The sequence below is a fragment of the Streptomyces sp. SP17BM10 genome (genome assembly GCF_036322405.1).
Taxonomy (GTDB): domain Bacteria; phylum Actinomycetota; class Actinomycetes; order Streptomycetales; family Streptomycetaceae; genus Kitasatospora.
On sequence record NZ_JAQYXB010000608.1, the window covers coordinates 62,009 to 88,311 of the forward strand.

Annotated in this window: 26 protein-coding genes; 14 read left to right on the top strand and 12 right to left on the bottom strand. The window is 74.2% G+C overall.

Annotated elements, in window-relative coordinates; translation table 11 throughout:
- Position 1: 1 nt before the first annotated feature.
- A complete protein-coding gene (locus PUR71_RS22800; RefSeq protein ID WP_329928932.1) occupies positions 2 to 1,327 on the bottom strand; it encodes an amidase in 1,326 nt (441 codons plus the stop codon).
- A gap of 29 nt (positions 1,328 to 1,356) precedes the next feature.
- Positions 1,357 to 1,587: a hypothetical protein gene (locus tag PUR71_RS22805; protein ID WP_329928933.1), complete on the bottom strand. Its 231-nt coding sequence runs from the start codon at positions 1,585 to 1,587 to the stop codon at positions 1,357 to 1,359.
- 207 nt (positions 1,588 to 1,794) lie between these two features.
- Between PUR71_RS22805 and PUR71_RS22810 the strand changes: the two genes are divergently transcribed.
- Together PUR71_RS22810 and PUR71_RS22815 are read left to right on the top strand one after the other, a co-directional pair.
- Complete coding sequence (locus PUR71_RS22810) at positions 1,795 to 2,721, top strand: LAETG motif-containing sortase-dependent surface protein (protein ID WP_329928934.1); 927 nt, start codon at positions 1,795 to 1,797, stop codon at positions 2,719 to 2,721.
- 94 nt (positions 2,722 to 2,815) lie between these two features.
- Positions 2,816 to 3,694 carry an LPXTG cell wall anchor domain-containing protein gene (locus PUR71_RS22815; protein ID WP_329928935.1) on the top strand — a complete coding sequence of 293 codons (879 nt, stop codon included), beginning with the start codon at positions 2,816 to 2,818 and terminating at the stop codon, positions 3,692 to 3,694.
- Between the two features lie 15 nt (positions 3,695 to 3,709).
- Here the strand turns inward: PUR71_RS22815 and PUR71_RS22820 are convergent, their stop codons facing one another.
- Positions 3,710 to 4,345, bottom strand: coding sequence for an ATP-binding protein (locus PUR71_RS22820; protein ID WP_329928936.1), 636 nt, complete (start codon positions 4,343 to 4,345; stop codon positions 3,710 to 3,712).
- Between the two features lie 229 nt (positions 4,346 to 4,574).
- Here PUR71_RS22820 and PUR71_RS22825 point away from each other — a divergent pair, with 229 nt between their 5' ends.
- The 11 genes from PUR71_RS22825 (at position 4,575) to PUR71_RS22875 (ending at position 16,819) form a co-directional block, all read left to right on the top strand.
- A complete protein-coding gene (locus PUR71_RS22825; protein ID WP_329928937.1) occupies positions 4,575 to 5,396 on the top strand; it encodes a hypothetical protein in 822 nt (273 codons plus the stop codon).
- A gap of 183 nt (positions 5,397 to 5,579) precedes the next feature.
- The gene (locus PUR71_RS22830; protein ID WP_329928938.1) at positions 5,580 to 6,335 is read left to right on the top strand and encodes a YcnI family copper-binding membrane protein; all 756 of its coding nucleotides are present in this window, start codon (positions 5,580 to 5,582) and stop codon (positions 6,333 to 6,335) included.
- A gap of 77 nt (positions 6,336 to 6,412) precedes the next feature.
- Positions 6,413 to 7,081, top strand: a complete 669-nt coding sequence (locus tag PUR71_RS22835; protein ID WP_329928939.1) for an SCO family protein — start codon at positions 6,413 to 6,415, stop codon at positions 7,079 to 7,081.
- Positions 7,078 to 7,569: a copper chaperone PCu(A)C gene (locus PUR71_RS22840; RefSeq protein ID WP_329928940.1), complete on the top strand. Its 492-nt coding sequence runs from the start codon at positions 7,078 to 7,080 to the stop codon at positions 7,567 to 7,569. Before PUR71_RS22835 ends, PUR71_RS22840 begins: the two co-directional genes overlap by 4 nt.
- A gap of 11 nt (positions 7,570 to 7,580) precedes the next feature.
- On the top strand, positions 7,581 to 9,584 hold the full coding sequence (locus tag PUR71_RS22845) for a copper resistance CopC/CopD family protein (protein ID WP_329928941.1): 2,004 nt from the start codon (positions 7,581 to 7,583) through the stop codon (positions 9,582 to 9,584).
- A 2-nt stretch (positions 9,585 to 9,586) separates the two neighbouring features.
- Complete coding sequence (gene efeB / locus PUR71_RS22850; RefSeq protein WP_329928942.1) at positions 9,587 to 10,843, top strand: iron uptake transporter deferrochelatase/peroxidase subunit; 1,257 nt, start codon at positions 9,587 to 9,589, stop codon at positions 10,841 to 10,843.
- Positions 10,844 to 10,956: 113 nt separating this feature from the next.
- The gene (pheA, locus tag PUR71_RS22855; RefSeq protein WP_329928943.1) at positions 10,957 to 11,892 is read left to right on the top strand and encodes a prephenate dehydratase; all 936 of its coding nucleotides are present in this window, start codon (positions 10,957 to 10,959) and stop codon (positions 11,890 to 11,892) included.
- 508 nt (positions 11,893 to 12,400) lie between these two features.
- Positions 12,401 to 13,678, top strand: a complete 1,278-nt coding sequence (serS, locus tag PUR71_RS22860) for a serine--tRNA ligase (protein WP_329928944.1) — start codon at positions 12,401 to 12,403, stop codon at positions 13,676 to 13,678.
- A gap of 38 nt (positions 13,679 to 13,716) precedes the next feature.
- On the top strand, positions 13,717 to 14,577 hold the full coding sequence (locus PUR71_RS22865; protein WP_329928945.1) for an HAD family hydrolase: 861 nt from the start codon (positions 13,717 to 13,719) through the stop codon (positions 14,575 to 14,577).
- Positions 14,578 to 14,697: 120 nt separating this feature from the next.
- Positions 14,698 to 15,444: a FadR/GntR family transcriptional regulator gene (locus PUR71_RS22870; RefSeq protein ID WP_329928946.1), complete on the top strand. Its 747-nt coding sequence runs from the start codon at positions 14,698 to 14,700 to the stop codon at positions 15,442 to 15,444.
- A gap of 124 nt (positions 15,445 to 15,568) precedes the next feature.
- Positions 15,569 to 16,819: a CynX/NimT family MFS transporter gene (locus PUR71_RS22875; RefSeq protein ID WP_329928947.1), complete on the top strand. Its 1,251-nt coding sequence runs from the start codon at positions 15,569 to 15,571 to the stop codon at positions 16,817 to 16,819.
- 37 nt (positions 16,820 to 16,856) lie between these two features.
- On the opposite strand, the gene PUR71_RS22880 is transcribed toward PUR71_RS22875, so the two are convergent.
- The 9 genes from PUR71_RS22880 to PUR71_RS22920 all read right to left on the bottom strand — a co-directional run bounded on the left by PUR71_RS22880 (position 16,857) and on the right by PUR71_RS22920 (position 25,246).
- Positions 16,857 to 17,573 carry an ABC transporter permease gene (locus PUR71_RS22880; protein WP_329928948.1) on the bottom strand — a complete coding sequence of 239 codons (717 nt, stop codon included), beginning with the start codon at positions 17,571 to 17,573 and terminating at the stop codon, positions 16,857 to 16,859.
- A gap of 29 nt (positions 17,574 to 17,602) precedes the next feature.
- On the bottom strand, positions 17,603 to 18,520 hold the full coding sequence (locus PUR71_RS22885; protein WP_329928949.1) for an ABC transporter ATP-binding protein: 918 nt from the start codon (positions 18,518 to 18,520) through the stop codon (positions 17,603 to 17,605).
- Between the two features lie 44 nt (positions 18,521 to 18,564).
- Positions 18,565 to 19,461, bottom strand: a complete 897-nt coding sequence (locus PUR71_RS22890; RefSeq protein ID WP_329928950.1) for an ABC transporter permease — start codon at positions 19,459 to 19,461, stop codon at positions 18,565 to 18,567.
- Positions 19,451 to 20,443, bottom strand: coding sequence for an ABC transporter ATP-binding protein (locus PUR71_RS22895; RefSeq protein ID WP_443077527.1), 993 nt, complete (start codon positions 20,441 to 20,443; stop codon positions 19,451 to 19,453). Before PUR71_RS22895 ends, PUR71_RS22890 begins: the two co-directional genes overlap by 11 nt.
- Positions 20,444 to 20,574: 131 nt before the next feature.
- Entirely contained in the window at positions 20,575 to 21,621 is a 1,047-nt protein-coding gene (locus PUR71_RS22900; protein WP_329928952.1) for a hypothetical protein, read from the bottom strand.
- The gene (locus tag PUR71_RS22905; protein ID WP_329928953.1) at positions 21,618 to 22,565 is read right to left on the bottom strand and encodes a hypothetical protein; all 948 of its coding nucleotides are present in this window, start codon (positions 22,563 to 22,565) and stop codon (positions 21,618 to 21,620) included. Before PUR71_RS22905 ends, PUR71_RS22900 begins: the two co-directional genes overlap by 4 nt.
- Positions 22,562 to 23,449, bottom strand: coding sequence for a hypothetical protein (locus PUR71_RS22910; RefSeq protein WP_329928954.1), 888 nt, complete (start codon positions 23,447 to 23,449; stop codon positions 22,562 to 22,564). Before PUR71_RS22910 ends, PUR71_RS22905 begins: the two co-directional genes overlap by 4 nt.
- 52 nt (positions 23,450 to 23,501) lie before the next feature.
- On the bottom strand, positions 23,502 to 24,299 hold the full coding sequence (locus tag PUR71_RS22915) for a hypothetical protein (RefSeq protein WP_329928955.1): 798 nt from the start codon (positions 24,297 to 24,299) through the stop codon (positions 23,502 to 23,504).
- Between the two features lie 338 nt (positions 24,300 to 24,637).
- Entirely contained in the window at positions 24,638 to 25,246 is a 609-nt protein-coding gene (locus tag PUR71_RS22920; RefSeq protein WP_329928956.1) for a hypothetical protein, read from the bottom strand.
- A 160-nt stretch (positions 25,247 to 25,406) separates the two neighbouring features.
- Here PUR71_RS22920 and PUR71_RS22925 point away from each other — a divergent pair, with 160 nt between their 5' ends.
- Positions 25,407 to 26,294, top strand: a complete 888-nt coding sequence (locus PUR71_RS22925; protein ID WP_329928957.1) for an LLM class flavin-dependent oxidoreductase — start codon at positions 25,407 to 25,409, stop codon at positions 26,292 to 26,294.
- Positions 26,295 to 26,303 lie beyond the last annotated feature (9 nt).

The following is a 26,303-nucleotide window of genomic DNA, read 5'->3' on the forward strand; positions in this document are numbered from 1 at the left end:
CCTAGGACCGACGCCCAGCCAACTCCCCTTCCAGGAAAGCGGCGAAGGACAGCAGGGATTCGTCCCGCCCCTCCCCGCCCACGAGTTGGAGGCCCAGCGGCAATCCGTCCGCCGTCCGGTCGGCCGGCAGGCTCACGGCGGGCATACCCAGGAAGCTCCACGGCAGCGACATCACCGCGTCCCCGGTGCTGTGCAGACCCTTCGGTGCCCCGCCGGTGGCGGAGGGCGCCAGCCAGAGGTCCACCGCGTGCTCGCGCATCGATCCGGCGACCAGCTCGCGCAGGTGCTCGCGCGCCCGGAGCGCGGCCTCGCGGTCCTGCGCCGCGACGGCCCGGCCCTGCCGGATGCCCGCCACCGTCTCCGGGCGGTAGAGGGAGCCGAAGCGGGCGAACCAGTCGGCGTGGCTGTGGGCCAGCTCGAAACGGTTGATCGTCTGCACCTGCCGGACGATCTCCTCGAACCCGATCCCGAAACCCAGCCGGCGCACCGTCATCCCGGCCGCCTCGAAGCGCTCCACCTGCGCGTCGTACACCCGCAGTGCCTCCGCGTCGGCCCGCTCCAGGTACCGGCGGTCCGGCACCCCGATCACCGGCGGCCGCCGGGCGGCGCCCGCCGCGGCCCGGTCCCAGCCGTCGCAGAGCACCCCGGCCGCCAGGGCCGCCCCGGCCACGTCCGCGGTGAAGACGCCCAGCGTGTCGAAGGACGGCGCGTTCGGGATCACCCCCGCCACCGGGATCCGCCCGTACGTCGGCCGCAAGCCCACCACCCCGCAGTAGGCGGCGGGCCGGATCACCGAGCCGATCGTCTGCGTCCCCACCGCGAGCGTCACCAGCCCGGCCGCGACCGCCGCCGCCGAACCGCTGCTCGACCCGCCGGGGGTGTGGTCCGGGTGGTGCGGGTTGCGGGTCGGCCCCGGCGCACTGGCCGCGAACTCGGCCGTCGCCGTCTTGCCCGCCACGAGCGCCCCGGCCGCCCGCAACCGGTCCACGACGACGGCCTGCGGCCCGGCGAGCACGCCCGGCGGCAGCGCCGAACCGGCGTGCGTGGGCAGGCCGTCCACGTGGATGACGTCCTTGATCCCGACCGCCACCCCGTACAGCGGCGGCCGCCCGACCGGTTCCCCGGCGTACCGTGCCTCCAGCACCCGGGCCTCCCCGAGCAGCCGGTGGTGGCGCCCCGGCTCGGGGACGAAGGCGTGGATCAGCGGGTCGACCCGCTCGACGCGGGTGCACAGCCGCTCGACGTACTCGGTCAACGGCGGCTCACCGGCACGCAGCCCGGCTGCCTCGCGGGTCAGCGACCGGGGCCGGACAAGGGGTTCCTCCATGCCGATCACGGTAGCCCGCACGCCGGGCGCTACTGGTGCTCGGCGCCCAGGTACGGCGACTCGCGCAGGACGTACGCCCCGCAGGTGTGGCAGCAGAGTTCGGGGGTCTTCCCCCAGTCCACCGCCTCCCGGACCGGCGCCCCGGCCTCCAGCTCCCGGCCGCACATCGCGACCTGCTCGGCTCCCCGGACCATGTGCCACAGCCGCACCCCGTCCGGCGGACCGCCCACGCCGTACTCGGCTCGCATCTGGTGCATCATGCCCCCATCGTCCGGCCCCCCGAACGGCCCGGCAACCGGGGCGGACCACGCCGCTTTCGATGCCGATCGCAAGCCGGCACCCCCTGATCGAGAACGGGCCATCCCGACCGATAGGGTTCGCGGTCGCGACCACCGCCGACGCCCCACCAGCGGTGCCCCAAGTCGCGTGAAAACGGACAGTATTCACCCAAATCTGGAGCATTGACCGTGCGCTCTTCCCGCCTCCTGGCCGCGTCCACCCTCGTGGCGCTCTCGCTCGGCGCCACGGTCGGCGCCGCCGCCGCGAGCGCCGTCGGCATCACGCCGACCCCGACCACCACCGGCGCCCCCACCACGGCAGCGCCGACGACCCCGGCCCCCACCACCGGCACCCCGACGGCCAAGCCGACCGTCCTGCCCGTCCCGACGCCGACCAACAGCGACCGCTGCCACGGCGGCGTCTACCAGAGCGGGCTGCTCAAGGTCACCGGCACCGGCCTGTACGGGACCACCCTGGTCAAGGGCGGCCCGGCCGCCGAGCTCAGCCTGACCTGGGAGAACACCAGCGGTGTCGACCTGCCGGTCGTCCACCACTCGCTCTACCTCACCGACGAGATGCAGGAGCGCCCGGTCGACTGGAGCCCGGAGTTCTTCACCGTCCAGCTGAAGACCGCCGACGGCTGGAAGCAGCTGAACGACAAGGACCGCGTCCTGCAGATGCAGGACTTCAAGCTGGCCAAGGGCGAGAAGTTCACCGTCCAGCTGCGGATCGCCGCCAACGCCAAGGCCCCGGCCGGCAAGTACGGCGGCAACTACGAGGCCGGCTCGGACGCGTTCGACAACGACAAGGTCCCGAACCCGGCCAACGACAAGCCGAACGCCTGCACCCAGTTCCTCGCCGACCACGAGGGCACCTTCCAGGTCGTCGAGGCGGGTTCCGCCACCACTGCCCCGGCCGCCACCACCCCGGCCGCCACCACCCCGGCGACCGCTGCCGCCTCGCCCTCCGCCTCGCCGGCCGCGGGCCCGCACCTGGCCGAGACCGGTGCGTCGTCCAACACCCTGCCGATCGCCGTCGGCGGTGCCGCGGTGCTCGTCGCGGGCGCCGGCACCCTGTTCCTCCTGCGCCGCCGCAAGGCCGGCGCGAACGGCTGACCGATTCACCGGCGGGCGGGGACAACCGTTCCCGCCCCTCGGTGGTCTTCCCAGCCGGAGAGCGACACCCGACCCCACCGCTGGAGCCCTGACCATGCGTTCCCCCCGGCTGCCCGCCGCCTGCGCCCTGTTCGTGCTCACCACCGGCACGGTGGCCGTCGGCGCCGCCCCGGCCCTCGCCGACGCGGCCCCCACGACCTCGGCGAGCCCGGCCGCCCCGGCCACCGGGGAGCCGACCGCGCCCGCCACCACCGCGACGGCGACGCCCACCGCGACCGGAACGCCCACCGCCGCCGCAACCCCGACGGCCACCGGCTCGCCGTGGCCGTACGACTGCCCCGAGGGCCCGATGGCCTCCCCGATGCCCGCCACGGCCACCGGCCCGGCGGGCGGCGCCGTGGTGACCGGCGGAGCACCCGGCGAGCTCTCGGTGACCTTCGACAACACCAGCAGCGCGACGGTCCGCGAGCTGGCCACGACCTTCACGCTGACCGGCAAGGACGGCGCGGCCACCGGGCTCGACGTCAAGCTGCGCGCGCCCGGCGGCGACTGGAAGCCGATCGCGGGGACGAACGCCGGCACCTACGGGGTCGAACACGGCCAGAAGCTGACCCTCCAGGTGCGGGTGACGGCCGGCGCGGGCGCGGCGCTCGGGGACTACCGCTTCGCGTTCGCGGCCAAGTCCGAGGTACTGCCGATCGGTTCGGCCCCGGCGAAGAAGTACACCTGCCCCCAGCTGACCGCGAGCACCGGCGGCACCTTCGCGGTGACCGCCCACGCTCCGGCGGGCACCACCGGCACGACCGCCCCGGCCCCTTCGGCGACCCCGCCCCGCACCGCGGCCCAGCTCGCCGACACCGGCGGCGGCACCGACTCCACCCCCATCGCGATCACCGGCGCCACCACCATCGCCGTCGGCGCGGCCCTCCTCCTGCTCACCCGCCGCCGCACCACCGCGGCCGACGAGGACTGATCCGGCGGACGAGCCCTACGACGCCGCCTGGAGCAGGGCGCCGTCCTGCCACTTGAGGATCTTGTCGAAGCTCACGATCGCCCCCCGCAGGGGGTGGTTGCGGAGTTGGACGTGGTCGGTGAGCGCGTGGATGAGGAAGAGGCCCCGGCCGGATTCGGCGGTGAGGTCGGGGAGGGTGTCGAGGTCCACCGGGCGCAGCGTCGGGGGCTGGGGGCGGCGGGGCAGGACGTGGGTGTCGTAGGGGCGGCCGTCGCGGGGCGGGCGGTGCCCGGTCAGCACCCGGGCGGGGACGGTCGCGCGCCCGCGGCGGGTGCGGCGCGGGGCCGGGTGGGCCTGGGGCGGGGCGGACGGGCGGCGCCGGGGCGGCGGCGCGGGGGCGGCGGCCGGCACGGGCAGGCCGGGGCCGGAGTCGGTGACCTCGATCCGCAGGCGGTCGCCGCAGATCGACGCGGTGACCTGGAAGCCCTCGTCGGGCCGCCCGCCGACCCCGTGCTCGACGGCGTTGGCGCAGGCCTCGCTGAGGGCGACGCCGAGGTCGTCGGCGATCTGCGGGTCGACGCCCGCCGTCGCCATGGCACCGAGCAGGATGCGCCGGGCCAGCGGGACGCTGGCCGGGTCGCGCTTGAGGTGCAGAGTCCACCAGATGTCCACGGGAGGTCCCTCCTGGCTGCGGCTCCACATACAACTAGGTATCTCCGGCCGCTCGGCCGGTGAACCGTGACGAAGGTCCGCTACCGCCCGTTCGGCGGATGGACTGGTGCCGTGGTCTGTGCCGAGCGGCGCACACGCGGGGGCACGCGCCTCGGCCGGACGGGGGATTCGTAGGGATTTCCCACCCTGCCCCCGGTGGCGTGGTGGGCGATGAGATGATGGCTCGGCCATGACTGCCCTCGCCGCCGCCCCGCACCCGGGCGCCCCCGCACCGGACGCGCCGGTGGGGGTCGCCGCCTGGGACCTGCGGCTTGCCAGGGCCGTTCCGTTCGCCCTCGTCTGCACGCTGATCGCGGCCGCCGGGCACGCCCTGGCGGGCGGCGGCGACGTCGCCCTGCCCGCCCTCGTAGCGGGCTTCGCGGCGGTGCTGGTGCTCGCGGTGGCGTTCGGCGCGCGGGAGCGTTCGCTGGCGGCCATCGCCGGTGCGCTGGGCGCGGGCCAGCTGGCCCTGCACTGCCTCTTCCACGGCTTCGGCGCCAGCGGCGCGATGGCCGGGATGCACCACGGCGGTTCCGGTCCGATGACCCTGTCGCAGGTGGCCGGCCGGCTGATCTGCAACGAGGCCCACCCCGGCACGCTGACCGGGCTGCCGGGCGGTCCGACCGCCGAGCAGTTGGTGTCGTCGGCGGGGCTCGACCCGGCCGCGTTCCCGGTCGTGCCGTGGTGGCAGGGCGGCGTGTTCGGCATGACACCGGTGATGCTGGCGGGCCACCTGGTCGCGGCCCTGGTGGCCGGGTGGTGGCTGCGGCGCGGCGAGGCGGCGCTGTGGCGGCTGGTGCGGGTGGCCGCGACGGCCGCGCGCGAGCACTGGGCGGCGCCCCTGCGGTCGGCGTTCGCGCTGGTCGCGGCGCTGCTGCGGGGCCTGTTCGGGGCCGGGGGCCCGGCCCGCCGGTTCGGTGTCCGGGGCGGGGAGCACCCGCTGCCCGGGGGTGTCGCCCTGCGGCACAGCGTGGTGCGGCGCGGGCCGCCGACCGGGGTGTTCGCGTACTGACCGGCCCCCTGGTGCCCCGTTCCTGCCGGGCGCCGGGTGTGCGCAGGTCGCAGGGCCGCTCCCGCGTTCAGGTCGCGGCGGTCCGTGCGCCGTTCCACCCCACACGTCCCCACGCGCGGACCCCGACCGGGCCTGATCCCGGCGGGCCGGTCCGCCGAGCTCCGAACGGAGACCACCGAACCCATGCGTTCCCTTCCCACCCGCCGCCTCGCCGCCGCCCTCGCCGTCGCCGCCACCTCCGTCGTGGTGCTGGCCGGCCCGGCCTTCGCGCACGTCACCGTGAACCCGGGCTCGGCCGCCCAGGGCGGTTACACGGCCGTCGACTTCCGGGTGCCGAACGAGAGCGACTCCGCGAGCACCGTGAAGCTGGAGGTCAACCTCCCGCTGGACCACCCGCTCGCCTCGGTCCGGACCCTGCCGATGCCGGGCTGGACCGCGACCGTCGAGAAGGCCAAGCTCGACAAGCCGATCAAGGTGCACGGCGCCGACGTCAACGAGGCCGTCTCCAAGATCACCTGGACCGCCGACACCGGGACCAAGATCGCCCCCGGGCAGTTCCAGGAGTTCCGCGTCTCGCTCGGCCCGCTGCCGTCCGACGCCGACAGCATGGCCTTCAAGGCCCTGCAGACCTACGACAACGGCGATGTCGTCCGCTGGATCGACGAGGCCCAGGCCGGCCAGCCCGAGCCGGCCCACCCGGCGCCCGTCCTGAAGCTCACCAAGGCCGCCGGCGACGACGGCCACGGCGTCTCCGCCACCGCCTCCCCGGCCGCGGGCGGCCACGGCTCCAGCGCCGACCAGGCCCAGGCCCCGGACGGCGACAAGAAGAGCAGCGACTCCACCGCCCGGGTGCTCGGCGTCGTCGGCATCGTGGTCGGCGTGATCGGCACCGCCGTCGGCGTGCTCGGCCTGCGCCGCAAGAGCGGCTCCGCCTCCTGACCCCCGCGCCGGCGGGGCCGCTCCCGCACCCCGGGAGCGGCCCCGCCGGCGGCCCACCGCGCACGATCGGAACCCGCATGCCCCGCACCACCCGCACCGCCCGCCTGGCCGGCGCGGCCGCCGTCGCCCTGGCCGCCACCCTCACCCTGACCGCCTGCGGCTCCTCCGGCGGCGGCTCGACCACCGCCAGGGTGACGCAGCAGAAGGACGCCACGCCGTACGAGGGCACCAAGCTCGCGAAGAACTTCGAGAAGCCGGACCTCACGCTGACCGACACCTCCGGCCAGCCGTTCGACCTGCGTCAGCGCACGAACGGCAAGAGCCTGCTGCTGTTCTTCGGCTACACCAGCTGCCCGGACGTCTGCCCGACCACCATGGGCGACATCGGCGTCGCGATGAAGGGCCTCTCCCCCGAGGAGCGGCAGAAGATCGACGTCGTGTTCGTCTCCACCGACCCCCAGCGCGACACCCCCAAGGTGCTGCGCACCTGGCTCGACTCGATGGGCAGCGACTTCATAGGCCTCACCGGCGACCTGGAGAAGGTCAAGACCGCCGCCCGGTCGCTCGGCATCATGATCGAGGACCCGGTGGTCAACGCCGACGGCACCGTCACCTCCACCCACGGCGCGCAGGTGCTGGCCTTCCTCCCCTCGGACGACAAGGCCCACGTGCTGTACATGAGCGGCACCGAGGTGAAGACCTACCAGCACGACCTGCCGCTGCTCGCCAAGGGGGTCGCGGCGTGATCGGCACGCGCGGGTTCCGGCGGACGGCCCTCACCGGCGCGGTGCTGGCGACGGCCCTCGGTGGCGGCGCCTTCCTGGCCGCCTGCGGGGCGGGCGGCCAGGACGGTGCCGGCGGCGGGGCGGCCAAGCTGAGCGTCGCCGACTCCTACATCCCGCTGCCCCCGGCGGGCGGGATGGCGGCCGGCTACCTGACCGTGCGCAACGACGGCGGCGAGGACCAGTTGGTCAAGGTGACCAGCCCGGGCGCCGGCTCGGTCACCATGCACCGGTCGACCCCGTCGAGCATGGAGCAGGTCGACCGTCTGGACGTGCCGGCGCACGGCGCGCTGCAGTTCACCCGGGGCGGCACCCATCTCATGATCATGGGATGGCAGAAGGCCCCGGCTCTCGGGGACGAGCTGGAGCTCGACCTGACCTTCGCCAAGTCCGGCACCATCTCCGTCAAGGTGCCGGTCAAGGAGCTCACCTACCGTCCCGGCCAGAGTTAGGGTCCGCCAGCATGGAGAAGGCCTCGCACCGCCGGATCGCCGCCCCGCGCACCGCCCCCCGCCGCGTCGCCGGCCTGCTCGGACTGCTCGGCGCGCTGTTCGCGCTGATGCTCGCCGGCGCCGGGCCGGCCTCCGCGCACGCCACCCTGGAATCCACCGACCCGCACCAGAACTCGGTGCTCGCCACCGCCCCGCAGGCGGTCACGCTGACCTTCAGCGAGGCCGTGTCGCTCTCCGGCGACTCGGTCCGGGTACTCGACCCGGCCGGCAAGGCGGTCGACACCGGCAACCCGGGGCACGCCGACGGCAGGACCGACACGGCCCGGGTCGGGCTCGGCCCCGACCTCGCCAACGGCACGTACACGGTGGCCTGGCGGGCGGTCTCGGAGGACTCTCACCCCGTCGGCGGCGCGTTCACCTTCTCCATCGGCGCGCCCTCGGACACCTCGGTGTCCGCCACCGCGCTCCAGGGCGCCAAGGCGGACGGCGTGGTCGCCGCGCTGTACGGCGCCGGGCGCACCGTCGCGTACGTCGCGTTCGCGCTGCTGGCCGGCGCCGCCGCGTTCACGCTGATCTGCTGGCCCGCCGGAGTGGCCCGGCGCCCGGTGCAGCGGCTGCTGATGACCGGCTGGGTGGCGCTGCTGGTGTCCACCGTCACGGTGCTGATGCTGCGCGGGCCGTACGAGCGGGGCTCGGGGATCGGGCAGGCCCTCGACCTGTCGCTCGTGCGCGCCACGCTGGACGAGCGGATCGGCACCGCGCTGGCCGCCCGGCTGCTGCTGCTCGCGGCGAGCGGGGTGTTCCTGTCGCTCCTGGTCGGCCAGTTGGGGCAGCCTGCACCCGAGGACGAGCGCGAGGACGGGCACGAGGACGACCACGAGGCGGCCGAACTGCGCGAGCTGGAACGGCGCGCCGCCGGGCGCCCGCAGCGCGAGGCCCGGATCGGGCTCGGCGTCGGCGGACTGGTGCTGGCGGTCGCCCTCGCGGCGACCTGGGTCGGCGCGGACCACGCGTCGGTGGGCATCCAGGTCTGGCTGGCGCTGCCGCTCGGCCTGCTGCACCTGATCGCGATGGCGTTCTGGCTGGGCGGCCTCGCCTCGCTGCTGGTCGCGCTGCGCGAGGGCGTCGGCGCGGAGGTCGTCGACCGCTTCTCGAAGGTCGCGTTCGGCTCGGTCGTGGTGCTCGTCGTCACCGGCGGCTACCAGTCCTGGCGCGGCCTCGGCAGCTGGGGCGCGCTGACCGGCACCGAGTACGGGCGGCTGCTGCTGGTGAAGACCGGCTGCGTGGTCGTGATGCTCGGCGTCGCCTGGCTCTCCCGCTCCTGGCTGGCCCGGCTGCGCTCGGCCCCGGACGAGGCGGCCGAGGTCGAGCCGGCCGAACTGCCGGAGCCGGTGACCGTCGCGGCGCACTCCGAGGACCCGGTCCGCCAGGCCCAGCTGGAGCGCCAGCGGGCCGCGGTTGCGAGCGCCGGCCGCGAGCGCGGGCTGACCCCGACCCGGGCCGGGCTGCGCCGCTCGGTGCTGGTCGAGGCGGCCGTCGCGGTGGCCGTGCTGGTCGTCACCACGATGCTCACCAACTCACCGCCCGGGCGGGTCGCGGGCGAGGTCAAGGCCGGGGGCGCCGCGGCGCCGGCGGCGGGCGTGGCCGCGCCCGCGCAGACCCAGCCGGGCCGCACGGTGGAGCTCAAGCTCCCGTACGACACCAAGGGCCGCACCCCGAACGCCAAGGGCACCGCGACGGTGACCGTGAACCCGGCGGGGACCGGCTCCAACGAGGTGAAGCTCGCGCTGGACGGCGCGGACGGCAAGCCGGTGGACGTCCCCGAGGTGCAGCTCGCCTTCACCCTGCCGGACCGCGACCTCGGCCCGCTGCCCGTGCCGCTGACCCCCGGGGGCACCGGCCGCTGGACCGGCACCGCGCAACTGCCGCTGGCCGGGGACTGGGTGGTGTCGGTGCAGATCCGCTCCTCCGACATCGACCAGACCACCCCGACGAAGTCCCTGAAGATCGGCTGAGCATGACCGACGCCACCACCGCACGGACCGGATTCACCCGGCGCGCGCTGCTCGGCACCGCCGGCGCGGGCCTGGTCGCCGGCGTCGGCGCCGGGATCGCCGGGGCCGTGGCCCTGGATCGCCCGGCCGCCGGCGCGGCGGGCGGCGCCCCGGCGCTCGGCACGGCCCGGGTCCCGTTCTTCGGCGGCCACCAGGCCGGCATCCTCGAACCGCAGCAGGCCCGGGTCCAGCTCGCCGCCTTCGACCTGGCCGACGGCGTCGGCCGGGACGGGCTGCGCGGCCTGCTCCAGCGCTGGTCGCGCACTGCGGCCCGGCTGACCGCCGGGGAGCCGGCCGATGAGTCCGACAATCAGATCGCGCTGGACGCCGGCCCCTGCTCGCTGACGCTCACCTTCGGCTTCGGGGCCGCCCTGTTCGACAAGGCCGGGCTGGCCGGCCACCGCCCGGCCGCCCTCGAACCGCTGCCCGCCTTCCCCGGCGACGCGCTCGACCCGGCGCGCGGCGACGGCGACCTGTTCGTCCAGATCGGCGCGGAAGACGCCCTCGTGGCCGTGCACGCCCTGCGGGTGCTCCAGCGCCAGGCGGCCGGGACGGCCGCGCTGCGCTGGCAGTGCGCCGGCTTCGCCCGCACCCCGGGCGCCACCGCGCACCCGGTGACCGGCCGCAACCTGATGGGCCAGATCGACGGCACCAACAACCCCAAGCCCACCGACGACGGCTTCGCCGCCAAGGTGTTCGCCACCGCCGGGGGCGACCAGCCGGCCTGGACGGCCGGCGGCTCCTACCTGGTGTTCCGGCGGATCCGGATGCTGCTCGACCACTGGGAGGCGTTGCCGGTGGAGCGCCAGGAGCGGGTGATCGGGCGGCGCAAGGCGGACGGCGCGCCGCTCGGCACGCCCGCCGGGGCCGGGGAGCACGCCGCGGTGGACCTGTCCGCCCAGGGCGAGGACGGCGCCCTGGCGATCCCCTCCGACGCGCACATCCGGGTCGCCGCACCGTCCTCCAACGGCGGTGCGACCATGCTGCGGCGCGGATTCTCCTACCACGACGGCCTGTTGGCGGACGGCTCGCCGGACGCCGGCCTGCTCTTCCTCGCCTTCCAGGCCGACCCGCGCACGGGTTTCACCCCGGTGCAGCGAAAGCTGTCCCGCGGCGACGGCCTCTCCCGCTTCCTGCGGCACGAGGCGAGCGGCGTGTACGCCGTCCCGCCCGGCGCCCCGCAGGGCGGGTACGTGGGGCAGCAACTGCTGGACGGCTGAGCCGCCGCCGAACTGCTGGACGGCGGCGGCGGATCCCGCCCATCGGAACGCTTTCCCGGGCGGGGAACGGAGTGGTTATGGTGGCTACTTCGACCTGACGAGACGGAGACGGCATGTCGGCCACCCGCTACACCTACCTCGGCCCGGCGGGCACCTTCACCGAGGCCGCCCTGCGCACCCTGCCCGAGGCGGCGACCCGGGAGCTGGTGCCGCTGGCCTCGGTGCCGCTGGTGCTGGACGCGGTGCGCGGCGGCGAGGCCTCCGGCGCCTTCGTGCCGATCGAGAACTCCGTCGAGGGCGCCGTCACCGCGACCAACGACGAACTCGCCTCCGGCACACCGCTGATGATCTACCGTGAGGTGCTGCTGCCGATCTCCTTCGCGCTGCTGGTGCGGCCCGGCACGGAGCTCGCGGAGGTCAAGACCGTCACCAGCCACCCGGTGGCGCAGCCGCAGGTGCGGCGCTGGCTGGCGGCCAACCTGCCGGACGCGCAGTGGGAGTCGGCCGCGTCCAACGCGGACGGCGCGCGGCTGGTGGCCGAGGGACGGTACGACGGCGCGTTCGCGGGCGAGTTCGCGGCGCCGATCTACGGGCTGGACCCGCTGGTCAAGGACATCGCCGACGCCCAGAACGCGACCACCCGGTTCGTCCTGGTCGGCAAGCCGGGGCGGGTCTCGTCGCCGACCGGGGCCGACAAGACCTCGATGGTGGTCTGGCTGCCGGACGACCACCCCGGTGCGCTGCTGGAACTGCTCCAGGAGTTCGCGGTGCGCGGGATCAACCTGATGCGGATCGAGTCCCGGCCGACCGGCGAGGGGCTGGGCAGCTACTGCTTCCTCATCGACTGCGAGGGGCACCTGTCCGAGCGCCGGGTGGGCGAGGCGCTGATGGGCCTCAAGCGGATCTGCCCGCAGGTGCGTTTCCTCGGCTCCTATCCGCGCGCCGACCGGCAGGAGTCCTCGCACCGGCGGCCCGGCACCTCGGACGAGGATTTCGCGGCGGCGGCCGACTGGCTGTCGCGCGCCCTCGACGGCCGCGGCGACATCTGAGCGACACTCTTTGTCTTTCTGACCTTTTCTGACCGTTTTCGCCCGGACTCCCCGAGCGGGGGTGGGTGACCGCACCCGTCGTCCACAGGGTCGTCCGGGCCCGGAACCGCCTGTCCACAGGGCAGACCGCTATCCACAGCCGAAAGTTATCCACAGGCCTGGGGATGAGTCGACAAACCGGTATAGCCACTGCGCAGAACGGTCAGATCGTCGGTTTGCTCCGCAGAGTTGACTCATCGGACCAGAGTCACCCTTCTGCCAGCAAATCACCCGTTCCGGTGCTTAAATTCCCTCGGCCGAGAAGGTCAGATGAGGTTTGAAACCTCAATTCGCTGGTTCGATCACCCGGAGGGCCGCACTCCGCAAGGATCCACAGCCCCGGCCCCGCACCTGTGGATAACTCGCCGCCGGGCGATTCCCCACAGGAGTTATCCACAGACGGAGGGGAGTTATCCCCAGGGGAAAACCGGTACCGGTGGACGAGCCCCCGCCCGGTAGGCTTGGCCGCGTGATTGACCTTCGCCTGCTCCGTGAGGACCCTGACCGAGTGCGCGCCTCGCAGCGCGTCCGTGGCGAGGACGTCGACCTGGTCGACGCCCTCCTCTCCGCCGACGAGCGGCGCCGGTCCTCGGGCACCCGTTTCGACGAACTGCGCAGCGAGCAGCGCCTGCTGGGCAAGCAGGTCGCCCAGGCCAAGGGCGACGAGAAGGCCGCCCTGCTGCAGCGCACCAAGGACCTGGCCGCCGAGGTCAAGGCCGCGGACGCCGAACAGGGCGCCGCCAAGGAGGAGGCCGACCGACTGCTCCGCTCCCTGGCGAACCTCATCGACCCGGCCGCACCGGTCGGCGGCGAGGAGGACTTCGTCACGCTGGAGGAGATCGGCACCCCGCGCGACTTCGCCGCCGAGGGCTTCGAGCCCCGCGACCACGTCGAGCTCGGCCAGATCCTGGGCGCGATCGACACCGAGCGCGGTGCCAAGGTCGCCGGCGCCCGCTCGTACTACCTGACCGGCGTCGGCGCGCTGCTGGAGCTCGCCCTGGTCAACATGGCCTTCGCGCAGGCCACCGCGGCCGGCTTCATCCCGATGATCACGCCGACCCTGGTCCGCCCGGCCGCCATGGACGGCACCGGCTTCCTGGGCCAGGCCGCCGAGAACGTGTACCACCTCAAGGAGGAGGACCGTTACCTCGTCGGCACCAGCGAGGTCCCGCTCGCGGCGTACCACATGGACGAGATCATCGAGGCCGAGAAGCTGCCGCTGCGCTACGCCGGCTACTCGTCCTGCTTCCGCCGCGAGGCCGGCACCTACGGCAAGGACACCCGCGGCATCATCCGCGTCCACCAGTTCGAGAAGGTGGAGATGTTCGTCTACACCACTCCCGAGGACGCCGAGACCGAACACCGCCGCCTGCTCCAGTGGGAGAAGGACTTCCTCAACGCGCTGGAGCTGCCCTACCGGGTGATCGACGTCGCCTCCGGCGACCTCGGCGCCTCGGCGGCCCGCAAGTTCGACATCGAGGCCTGGATCCCCACCCAGGGCAAGTACCGCGAGGTCACCTCGACCTCCAACACCACCGAGTACCAGTCCCGCCGGCTGGCCATCCGGATGCGCGAGGAGGGCAAGACCCGCCCGCTCGCCACCCTGAACGGCACGCTGGTCGCCGTCCCGCGCACCATCGTGGCGATCCTGGAGAACCACCAGCAGGCCGACGGCTCGGTGGTCGTGCCCGAGGCGCTGCGGCCGTTCCTCGGCGGGCGCACCGTCCTCGAGCCGGTCGCCAAGTAGTCCCGCACCACCAGCAACTCCCGGGAGACGCACGGCCCATGAGCACCACCAGCCCCAGCCCCGTCTCCCTCGGCGACGACGCTCCGCTCGGTGGCGGCCTGCCCTTCCGGCTGGTCGCCACCGACCTCGACGGCACCCTGCTGACCGGCGGGGAGACCGTCTCCGCGCGCACCCGCGCCGCCCTGGCCACGGCCACCGGCGCGGGGGCGCTGCACATCGTCGTCACCGGCCGCTCGGCCGTCTGGGCCCGGCCGGTGTTCGACGAGATCGGCTACACCGGGATAGCGGTCTGCGGGCAGGGCGCCCAGGTCTACGACGCCGGCGCGCACAAGCTGCTCACCTCGCTCACCCTGGACCGCCGGCTCGCCGCCCTCGCCATCGCCAAGATCGAGGCCGAGACCGGCCCGCTGGCGGTGGCCGCCAACCAGGACGGGCTGGACGGCCAGGTCCTCGCCGGGCCCGGCTACGAGCTGCTGATCGGCTCCGACCTGCCGGTGGCCCGGGTCGAGCGGAACGAACTGCTCACCGCCCCCATCGGCAAGCTCTACATCCAGCACCCCGGTCTGACCGACGACGCCCTCGCCGAGGCCGCCCGCCGCGTCGCCGGGGACCTGGTCGGCGTCGTCATGGCCGGCGCCGGCGTGGTGGAGCTGCTGCCGCTCGGCCTGTCCAAGGCCACCGGGCTGGCCGTCGCCGCCCGCCGCCTCGGGGTGCGCGCCGCCGACACCATCGCCTTCGGCGACATGCCCAACGACGTGCCGATGTTCGGCTGGGCCGCGCACGGCGTCGCGATGGCCAACGCCCACGAGGAGCTCCTGGCCGTGGCCGACGAGGTCACCGCGAGCAACGACGAGGACGGCGTGGCCGTCGTCCTGGAGCGCCTCTTCCCGTCGCGCTGACGCCCGGCCCCCCGGCCTCCCGCCTCCGGACGTCGTTCATCCGCAGTTGTAGGATGACCGGGCAAGCAGTTGTAGGATGACCTACGACCGATGGTGACGAGCGGCGGAGGGAGCACCGGCATGACCGGCAGCGGCATGACGGGCAACGGCGGCAGCCTGCAGGCGGCCGGACGGCGCTCCCTCGTGGACACCGCCATCGACCAGCTGCGCGAGCAGCTCGCGGGCGGCGCCTGGCCGGTGGGTTCGAGGATCCCCACCGAGCACGAGCTCGCCGAGCGGCTGCAGGTCGGCCGCAACACCGTCCGGGAGGCGATCCGGGTGCTGGTGCACGCCGGCATGCTGGTCTCCCGGCAGGGCGAGGGCACCTTCGTCCGCAGCACCAGCGACCCGGCCGCCGTCCTGCGCGGCGTCCAGCGCTCGGGCATCCGGGACGTCCTGGAGGTCCGCGCGGCACTGGAGACCGAGGGCGCGCGCCTGGCCGCCCTGCGGCACACCCCCGAGGACATCGCCCGGATGCGGGCCGCGCTGGCCCGCGAGGCCGAGGTGATCGCGGCGAACCCGGAGCGGGCCGGCCGCGAGGCCACCGTCGAGCACGACCTGGAGTTCCACACCGCCGTCGTCGACGCCGCGCACAACCCCGCGCTGGCGGAGGTCTACCGCTACTTCGGCGCCTCGGTGCGCGAGTCGATGCGGACGGCCTTCGGCGACCACGACATGCCCGAGGTGGCCGTCGCCACCCACGCGGCCCTGGTCGACGCGATCGAGAGCGGTGACCCCGACCGCGCCGAGGCGGCGTGTCGGGCGCTGCTCGCCGAGCCGATCGCGGCCGTCGAGCAGCTCCTCGCGACCATCGCGGCCCGGAAGTAAGGCCCGTAACCAAGGCCCGTAACCAAGGCCCGTAAGCAAGGCCGCAAGCAGGGCCCGCAAACAGGGCCCACGCGCCCTTCCGCCCGTCCGCACCACCCCTCACCCCCGAAAGAACAGCACCCCCATGGCCGTCACCCGTGCCCAGCAGCCGGTTGTCACCTCCCCCGCCCCGCTCCCCGTCCGCTCCCGGCTGGCCCATCCGGCCCTGCTGCTGACCGGCATCCTGCTGGTCGCGCTGAACATGCGCGCCTGCCTCGCGGCGATCTCCCCGATGGTCGGCGAGATCCAGCGCACCTTCGGGCTGTCCACCACCGCGAGCGGCCTGATCACCACCGTGCCGGTGCTGTTCCAGGGCGTCGGCGCACCGCTCACCCCCCGGCTGACCCGGCGCTTCGGCACCGAGCGCGTCGTGCTGGGCGCGGTGCTGGTGCTCGGCGCGGGCGTGCTGCTGCGGGTGCTGCCCTCGGTGGTGGCGCTGTACGCGGGCTGCGTGGTGATCGGCGTGGCGATCGCGGTGCTGAACGTCTCGATGCCGGGCCTGGTCAAGCGGGAGTTCCCGCAGCGGGCGGCGGCGATGACCGGCGTCTACTCGACCACGATGCTGGTCGGCGCGACCCTCGCGGCCGGGCTCTCGGTGCCGCTGGAGCACGCGCTGGGCGGCGGCTGGGAGGCCTCGCTCGGCGCCTGGTCGGTGCTGGCGCTGGTGGCGGCGGTGGCCTGGCTGCCGCAGGTGCTGCGCTCGCGCGGCGAGCGGGCGGCCGTCGCGGCCCCGGCCGCCGGGCGGGCCGGCTCCGGCAAGCCGGTCGAGGGCATCTGGCGTTCCGGACTGGCCTGGCAGATCAGCCTGTTCATGGGCATCTCGTCGCTGCTGGTCTACACCCTGGTGGCGTGGATGCCGACCATCCTGGCCGAGCACGGGATGGACCGCGGCCGGGCCGGCCTGGTCTTCGCCTTCTCCAACCTGCTGCAGGTGGCCGGCGCCTTCCTGGTGCCGCTGCTCGCCGGCCGGATGACCAGCCAGCGCGCCCTCGCGGTGGCCATGGCCGGGCTGAACGGCCTCGGCATCGCCGTGCTGCTGGTCTCGCCGGTGTCGGGCGCCTGGGTCGCGGCGGCCATCCTCGGTGTCGCGCAGGGCGGTTCGCTCGGCCTCGGCCTGGCGTTCATCGTGCTGCGCACCGGCAGCGCGGCCGGCGCCGCCCAGCTGGGCGGCATGTCCCAGGCGATCGGCTACCTCGTCGCGGCGGCGGGTCCGGTCGGCGCGGGTGCGCTGCACCAGCTGACCGGCGGATGGACCACGACGCTCGTGCTGATGCTCGTCCTGGTCGCCGTGGTCGGCGCGGCCGGCTGGGGCGCGGGCCGCAACCGGACGCTCTGAGCCCGCCCCGTACCGCACGGGCCCGTCCCCGGCCGGCTCAGTCCTCGCCGGCCAGGGTCAGCCCGGCCAGCCGCACCGCGGCCAGCACGGTCGCGCCGACGGTGACGACCACCAGCAACGGCACGGCCACCCCGAAGGAGACGTCCGCGCCGATCGCGGCGTCCCCCGCCACCGTCTCGGCGACCGACCGGGCCCACTGCTGGACGCTCAGCGTGCGGGCGCCCGCCACGAAGTTGCCGACCAGCGACTCCCACACCAGCGCGTAGCCGAGCCCGGCCACCACCGCGTGCCGGGTGACCACGCCGAGCAGCAGGAACACCGCGCTGTACGCGGCGCCCGCGACCAGCGCCGCGACGGTGTAGCCGAGCGTGACGCCGTCCTTGGTGCCGTACAGCATCAGGCCCGCGAGCATGGTCGGGACGGCGGCGAACACCCAGGTGGTGCCGATCGCGACGAACAGCTTGGTGGTGACGATCTCCCAGCGCGGGAGCGGCTTGGCGAGGAGGTAGACGATCGAGCCGTCGTCGATCTCGGTGGCGATCACGCCGGTGCCGACGACCAGACCGAGGATCGGCACCAGGGTGCCGAGCCCGAGCTGGCCGAGGACCTTGACAGTCAGGTCGTGCTGGTCCCCGCTCGACCCGCTCGCGAGCGCCGAGACGAGCAGCAGCAGGGCGGGGACCACCAGCAGCAGGGCGCCGCGGCGGCGGCCCAGCAGGCCGCGCAGCGTCAGCCTGGCGACGGTCGGATTCATGGTCGGCCTTTCCCGATGGCGTGCTGAGGTCAGGCGGAGACGAGGTAGGAGAACACGCTCTCCAGCGACTCGTCCGCCGGGGCGACGGTGTACAGCGTGATGCCGGCCTGCCGGGCGACCCGGGGCAGCAGCGTCGTGAAGCCCTGGAAGTTCACCGCCTGGATCCGCAGGGCCCGTTCGCGCTCGTCCACCTCGATGCCCGCGGTGGAGCCGTCGGCGATCAGGGCGGCCGCCAGGCGGCGGTCGTCGCTAGAGCGGACCAGGTAGCGGTGCGGGCGGTCGGTCATCAGGCGGCGGATGCGGCGGAAGTCGCCCGAGGCGGCGTGCCGGCCGGCCACCACGACCTCGATGTGCCGGGCGAGTTGCTCGACCTCCTCCAGGATGTGCGAGGAGAACAGGACCGTCCGGCCGTCCGCGCCGAAGCGGCGCAGCAGGTCCATCAGCTGGAGCCGCTGGCGCGGGTCCATGCCGTTGAACGGCTCGTCGAGCAGCAGCACGGCCGGGTCGTGGACGAGCGCGGAGGCCATCTTGACCCGCTGCTTCATGCCCTTGGAGTAGGTGCCGGTCCTGCGGTCCTGGGCGTACTCCATCTCCACCAGGCCGAGGGCGCGGCGGGCGGCGGCGCCCGGATCGGGCAGGCCGTGCAGTTCGGCGTTGGCCAGCACGAACTCCCAGCCGGTCAGGTAGTCGTACATCGACTCCCGCTCGGGGACCAGCCCGATCCTCCGGTACACCTCCTGGTTGCGCCAGATCGGCGCACCGTCCAGGGCGACCGTGCCGGTGGAGGGCGCGAGGAAGCCGCTCATCATGTGGATGAGGGTCGACTTGCCCGCGCCGTTCGGGCCGAGCAGGCCGGTGATCCCCGGGCCGATCGCCATGCTGATGTCGTTGACGGCGACCACGTTGCCGAACCAGCGCGAGACCTTGTCGATGGTGATGGTGGCCATGGCCTGCCTCTCAGACTCCTCGGTTGATCGGACGCCGCGTGCGGTCAGACACTGCGGTAGCGGCGCAGCAGCAGCCCGTACGCCCCGGCCGCCATCCCGGCGGCGACGGCGAGGAACACGGCGGCGCCGAGCGCGCCGGGGGCGTGCATCCGGCCGACCGCGCCGCCGACGTCGAAGAGCTGGTTGACGAGGCTCTCCACCAGGTCGTTCGGCGACAGCAGCGCGGCCCACTGGGCCGAGTCCGGGACGGTGAGCTCGACGCCGGTGCCGATCCGGGTCAGGATCGCCACGACGACCGAGCTGACCGCGAGGTACCCCATGATCCCGGCCACCCCGAAGCCACGGCGCGGGGTGGCGGCGGCGATCACCAGCGCGACCGAGGTCGGCACGAGCGCGTACAGCACCGCTGCCACCAGGCCGATCAGGAAGTGCTCGGTGTTGTGCGCGAAGTCCAGTCGGCCCAGCAGCGCCCCGACGTAGAGCACCACCAGGGGCGCCGCCATCAGCAGGAACTGGGCGCAGAACATCGCCGCGAACTTGGCCCGCACGTAGTCCCCGCGGGTGATCGGGCGGGAGAAGTACAGCGGGACGGTGTGGTACCTGAGGTCCCGGGAGAGGAGCACCGGCGCCTGCGAGGCCAGGAAGATCGAGACGATCAGGCCGAAGGACGACAGGTAGCGCGGGTAGTCCAGCGGCAGTTCGGCCGCGTTGGTGAACAGTGCGATCGCGACCATGATGACGGCGGGCACGGTGAGCACGCCAAGCACCAGCATCGGCAGCACCTTGGACTTGCCGGAACGCCCGAGGCCGTACGCGGCGCGCAGGCTCTGGGTGAACAGCGAGCGGGTCGCGTACGCCCGGCCGAGGCGGGGGCCCGCGTAGCCGCGGTAGCCGATGTCGTGGATGACGCCGGCGTCGGCGGGCCTGCTCTCAGGAGGCATCCTCCGGACCTCCCTTGGACTCGTCCGTGAAGAGTTCGGCGACCCGGTGCCGGCGCTGTTCCAGCCGGACCAGGCCGAGGCCGAGGTCCGCGACGGTGTCGCGGATGGTGTCGTAGGTGTCGTCGCCGACCAGCCGGACGAGGAGCACGTGCGAGCCGTCCGGGGTGGCGGACAGGCCCGCGGCGGTGAGGCGTTCGAGGACGGCGGCGCCGGGGTCGGGCACCAGGTCATCCGGGTGGTCGGTGACTTCGAGCGCCAGGAGGGCCGTCGCCTCGGTGAAGGAGGCGGTGGAGGAGGAGCGCAGCAGCTTGCCGCCGTCGATGACGACCAGGTGGTCGCAGGTGCGCTCCAGCTCGCCGAGCAGGTGGGTCGTGACCAGCACCGAGATGCCGAAGTCCCGGTGGACGCGGCGGATCAGCGCCAGCATCTCGTCGCGGCCGGCCGGGTCGAGGCCGTTGGTCGGCTCGTCCAGCAGTACCAGCTTGGGGTCGTGCACGAGCGCCTGGGCCAGCTTGACCCGCTGCTTCATGCCGGTCGAGTAGCCGCCCATCGGGCGGTAGCGCTCCTCGTACAGGCCGACGTGGCGCAGGGTGTCCGCCGTGCGCTCGCGGGCCGCGGCGGCGGGCAGTCCGGCCATCCGGGCCATGTGCACCACGAACTCGGTGGCCGAGACGTCCGGCGGCAGGCAGTCGTGCTCGGGCATGTAGCCGACGCGTTCGCGGATCTCCGGGCCCTGGGTGGCGATGTCCAGGCCCAGGACCCGGCCGGTGCCGGAGGTCGCCGGGGCGAGCCCGAGCAGGATCTTGATGAGGGTGGACTTGCCCGCCCCGTTGGCGCCGACCAGGCCGACGACCCCCGGGTGCACCTCGACGGTGAGCCGGTCGAGCGCCGTTACCCGGGGGAACCTCTTGGAGAGGTCGTCCGTCTTGATGACAGGAGTGGACACGCCCTCAACGTAACGGGCCCGCGCCGCACGGACCATGAGCTGGAATGACGAACCGCGGATGATGCTGCGGTATGACGCCGGCGGGCTCTCCCCTAGGGGTCGGGCGGACGCCGCCGGGGCCGACCGCTCGCGGAGCGGCCGACCCCGGCGGCGGATGTGACGTTCCGTCAGTTCAGGAGGTCGGACTGCAGGGTGACCACCTGGCGGAACGGCGCGACCGGCACGCCCTTCGGGTTGGTCATCGTGACGACGGCGAGGACGTCGTTCGCCCCGAGGTAGGCCACCCGGGCCGTCGGGACGCCCTTGTCACCCTGCACCGAGGACTCCTTGACCGCGAGGTCGACGTTCGGGAGGGTGTCCCAGCCGTCGTGCGAGCCGGTCTTCGCCCCGGGCAGGGCCTTCGGCAGGCTGTCGGCGCGCAGGCCCGAGAAGACGTCCCAGCACTCGGAGTACGAGCCGAAGCGCAGCAGCCGGATCTGGGTGCGGGTGCCGTCGGAGGCCGTCCACTCCCGGACGGCGCCCGCGCGGCACGCGTTCTGCAGCAGCAGGGCGCGCGGGGCGTCCGGGTTCTGCTGTTCGTCGAGGACCGCGTCGCAGGGGGCCCAGTCGGCGGTGGCAGCACCGGCCTTGGCGGACGACGACGGGCTCGCGGACCCGGACGACGACGCGCTCGCGGTCGGGCTCGCGGACGCGGCGGCGGACGGGCTCGCCGAGCCGGAGGCCGAGGGCGTCGCGGTCGGGCTCGGGAAGACGACCGGCCCGAGCGGGCCGCCGGCCTCCTTGGGCGCGGGCAGCACGAGGTGACGGAGGTCCGCGCGGTGCGGCTCCCGGTCCTTGCGCACCGACGGGCCCTTCGCCGGGGGCCGCGGCGGCAGGGCCAGCGCGGGGAAGGTGTAGCGGCCGTCGCTCTTGGTGGCGAGGCCGGGGATGTCCGTGCGCTCGGGGGCGGTCAGGGCCATCGCCGTCCCGGTGCCGGCGAGCGCGCACACCAGGGTGGCGGCGGCCCAGCGCACGACCGCCCTGCGGCGGCGGGTCCGGCGGGCGAGGCGGGCCTCGCGCTCCTCGGGCGTCTCGGGCGCGGCCGACGGGGGCGCCACCGGCTCCACCTCGGACAGCGCCGGGCCGGCCGGCGCCGCGGGCTCGGGCGGGGCGGTCGGCTCGGGCGGGAGGACGGGGGTGCCCGCGGGCTCCTGCGGGGTGACGTGGTCGGTCATACGGACGCTCCCGGGCGGGCGAGGCGGTCGAGCTGCGCGGTGAAGAGGGCGACGATCTTGTCCTTGGGCAGGGGCGCCACGCCCTCGACGTTCATGACCACGAGGAGGTCGCCCTCGGCGGCCGAGCACTCCAGGTAGTCGAGCGGGGCGGACGGCGGCGCCGGCATCAGGTAGCAGTGTGCCTCCGGGTGACCGGAGATCTCCGGGCCGAGCCGGAACAGACCGGTGTCGCTGAAGAGCGCCGTGTACTCGTTGAGCTTCTGCACTTCCTGCTGGTTGAACTGGCGCAGCTTCAGGCCGGCCACGAGGTCGTCGCCCTCGGACCGGTACGTCCGCACGCCGGTGGCCTTGACGTGCAGACCCTCCCAGTAGGCGCGGAGCTTGTCCCGCTTGTCCTTGGGGATCTGCTGGAGCTCCTCGTCGAGCTCGGCGCTGAGCTGCTCGGCGCCGATCTCGTCGTCGTTGCCGTAGCCGCCCTCGTCCGGGCCGAGTTCGAAACCGGCCGGCACGGGCAGCAGCAGGTCGCGCAGCGAACCGAAGTGGTTGCCGTTGGACCTGGCGCCGAACGGCGTGGCGGTGGCGGTCGGCGCCGGCGCGGCGGACGGGCCGGCGGCGACCGGGGCCGGGTCGTCGTACTGCGTCTTGATGATGCCGATGCCGATGACCACGCCGACGAGCGCCGCGGCGACCGTCGCGGCACCCGCGCGCAGCAGGCGCCCGGAGGCCGGGCGGGGGCCCGGGGCGGCGGGGGCCGGCTGCTCGGGAGCGAAGTCGGGCGCCAACTGCTCGGGAGCGAAGTCGGGCGCCAACTGCTCGGTGGCGGGCTCCTGCTCGACGCCGCGCTCCTGCTCAGCGCCGGGCCGCTGCTCGACGGCGGCGGTCGGCACGGGGGCCATGCGCGGCTGCTCGGGGGTCTCGGCCCCGGTCACGGTGCTGTCGCTCATACCAGCCGCTCCCACTGCTGCTTGGCGAGGTCCTCGAGGGCGTTCGACGTCACCGGCTTGGCACCGAAGACCTCGACCTCCATCACGACGGTGCCGCGCTGGGCGACGGCGTGGCCGTAGTAGTACGGCTCCTTGCTGTCGGCCCAGTAACTGGGCTCGTCGAACACCTTGTAGCCGCCGTTGGCGCCCTTCTCGAAGGGCTGCGTGCGGAAGAGGGCGGCGCGCGACTTCGCCTCGGAGGCGTGCTCCGGCGCGTACTGGATCAGCGACACCCGGTACTTGACGTCGTCCTTCTGCCAGTCGACCTCCACCGCGCGCCGGAAGCCGCGCGAGTTCAGGTCCTTGAACTCGCGGACCGAGTCGCCGGTGTGCTCGGCGAGCTCGCCGGCCGACACCCAGGACGGCTTGTCCGGGTTCTCGCCCCAGGGCTTGCTGCCCTCCGGCGCGGTGAGGAGGAGCTTGCGCAGGTCGCCGTCGATGGCGAGCGGCTGCGGCTGCTCGGCGGCGAAGGCGGACGGGTCGACCGTCGCGGCCGGGTAGGACGGCAGCGCGACCTGCAGCGGCGGCAGCGGCGTCGGCGGGCGCTGCGCCTGGACGGCGTAGCCCACGCCGCCGCCACCGAGGACGCCCAGCACCAGGGCGCACACGGCCAGCAGCACCGGCCGGGGCCGGCGCGGGGCGCGCGGCGCGGGCTCGGGCCCGACGGCCAGGAGGTCGGGGGCGAAGGCACCGGGCGTCCCGGTCACGACGGCGTCGGGTGCGACCGCTTCGGGCGCGATGGCGTCGGACGCGGCGACGGGCTGCGGCGGCGCGGGGGGCGCCGGGGGCGCCGGGGGCTGCGGAGGGGCGTCGCCGGGCGACGGCTCCACGGGTTCGGTGGTCACGAGGTGGCTCCAGGAGAGGGAAGGACGACGGCGGACGGGCGGCGGTGCGGGCTCAGCCGCCGGCGGCGAGCCACTCGCGCTGCCGCTTCATCAGGTCGCTGAGAAGCGCCTTGTCCGGCGTCCCCTTGACCTCGACGTCGATCGTGTACTGGACGTCGCCCTGGCTGGAGATGCCGGTCATCGAGCCGGTGTAGGCCTGCTGCTTGGGCTTGTGGACGTAGCCGTGGGCGTTCGGGTCGCCGTCGATGTCGATCGGGTCCTGCGACTTGACGGTGTAGCCCTTGACGAACTCGGTCGCCATCGCGCTGGAGCCGAAGTGCAGGAGGGTGACGGTGACTTCGGCCTTGCCGTCGGCGGTGCGGTACATCCGGGTGGCGCCCTCCTTGTACCCGTACGAGCCGAGGATCTCCATGATCCCGTCCTGCTTGCCGAACAGCTCGGCGACGTCGTCGTCGCTCAGCTTCGCGCCGTCCACGGGGCCGTACGACTCGCCGCCGTCGGGGATCGGGAGCAGGAAGAAGCGCAGGTCGCCGTCGTGCTTGCCGCCGCTGACGGTGCCCTTGACGGTGCTGGCCGGCTTGGGCGCGGTCGGGACGGCGGTCGGCGTCGGGAGCGGGACGGCGGTGGGCGTCGGGCTCGCGGAGGCCGTGCCGGACGCGGACGCGGCGGCCGTGGGCGCGGGTGCGGCCGTGGCCGGGCGGGCGGCCGGCTTGCCGACGGCGACGGTCACGGCCGCGCTGGTCGCCGTGACGCCCAGCAGCCCGACGGTGGCGAGCGCGATGCCGACGGCGCGCGGCAACCGGCGCTCAGCGGCCGCCGACGCCGTGATTCCGGCCGCGTCCGGCGTCAACTCGGCATCGGAAAAATGGGGTTGAGCAACCGCCGGCTGCGCGGCGGGGTGCTCGTTTTCGGGCGCGGACAAGGAACTCCCCCAGGGAAACGTGGAATGTCGCGCGCGGGCCCTCGTGCACCGCCCCCCAGCGGCTCTCCGGACCGTCCGGCACGCGTCTCAGCAGGAAGTATGAGAGTCCGGTGAGAGGTGCGCCAACAAAATCAATCGCTGCTTTCCCCCTCAATGCCCAATGAATCGGACACGCCGTGATCCAAACGCAATGGGCGGACCGGCGTCGACCGCCGGTCCGCCCTCTCGGCCCTGCGTCGCCGCCTACCGGAGCGGGCGGTGACGGGTCAGGAAACCGCCTTCTCCCACATCTCGACGACCTTGCCGGAGGCGTCGAGCGTCACCTTGAAGACGTTGTCCTGGCAGGGGTAGACGCCCTTGTCGCTGCGCGGCGTCGCGATGCACTCGTTGACGTGCTTGGCGAGGGTCTCGGCGTTGGCGTCCATCGGCGGCTTCACCACCGACCGCAGCTGGGCCTTGAAGGTCGGGGCGAACTGGGCGGTCTTGTCGGGCCCGGTGGGTTCGAGGGCGACGTCGTCGACCCCGCAGGCGTCCTTGGTGTCCTTGTAGACCAGGGTGGTCCCGTTGGTGCCCTTCACCGGGACGATCCACTTCTGCCCGGCCGGCAGCGGGTCGTGGGTGCAGAAGCCCTCCGGGCCGTCGTCGGTGGCGCCGGCGGACGGCTTGGCGGTGGGCTTGGCCTTCCCGCTCGGCGAGGCGGCGGGCGCGCCGGTGGCGGGCGCGCCGGTGGCGGGCGCGCCGGTGGGCGCGGCCGTGGCGGCGCTGCTGGAGCCGCCGCCGGCCTGGTCGGACGAGTTGTCCGGGCCGCAGGCGGCCAGGCCGAACGCGGCCGCGGCGACCAGGGCGGTGGAGAGCAGTTTCCTGGAAACGAGCATGACGACTAACCCCCGTGTGACGCATGATCAGGTTATCGGTGCGGCGGACAGACTAGCGCCTCCCACCGTCGCCCCACGCGCACCCACCCCGGCATCGGCGCACCCCTAGGTCCCCCCGCACCACCGGACACCGGCGCACCGGCCACGTAGGGTCGAAGCCATGCGACTGAGCACCGTGATCCTCCCCATCCACCGGTGGGGCGAGGGGCAGAAGATCTGGCGGCGGGCCGAGGAGCTCGGGTTCCACGCCGCGTACACGTACGACCACCTGTCCTGGCGGTCGTTCCGGGACGAGCCGTGGTTCGGGTCCGTCCCGACCCTGACCGCGGCCGCGACGGTCACCGAGCGCCTGCGCCTCGGCACCCTCGTCACCTCGCCGAACTTCCGGCACCCGGTGACGCTGGCCAAGGAGCTGATCACGCTGGACGACGTCTCCGGCGGGCGGCTGACGCTCGGCATCGGCGCCGGCGGGGTCGGGTACGACGCGACGGCGATGGGCCAGGAGGCGTGGTCGCCGAAGGAGCGGGCGGACCGCTTCGGCGAGTTCCTGCCGCTGCTGGACGAGCTGCTGCGCGAGGACGCCACCACCCGCGAGGGCACCTACTACTCGGCCGTCGAGGCCCGCAACATCCCCGGCTGCGTGCAGACGCCGCGCGTCCCGTTCTACGTGGCCGCGACCGGCCCCCGCGGGCTGAGGCTGGCCGCGGAGCACGGGCAGGGCTGGGTGACCTACGGCGACCCGCGCGGGCCGGCGGACGTGCCGGTGGAGCAGGCGCCCGAGGTCATCGCGCGGCAGATCGCCAAGCTCACCACGGCCTGCGAGGCCAACGGCCGGGACGTCGCGACGCTGGAGAAGGTGCTGCTCCAGGGCTCGACCGCGGAGAAGCCGCTGCGGTCGCTGGGCGCCTTCGTCGACTGGGCCGGCACCTACCGGGACCTGGGCATCACCGAGCTGGTGATCCACTGGCCGGTGCCGGACTCGGTCTTCGAGAACGACCTCGCCGTCTTCGAGGAGATCGCCACCGAGGGCCTCGCCCAGCTCGGCTGAGCGCGGCCC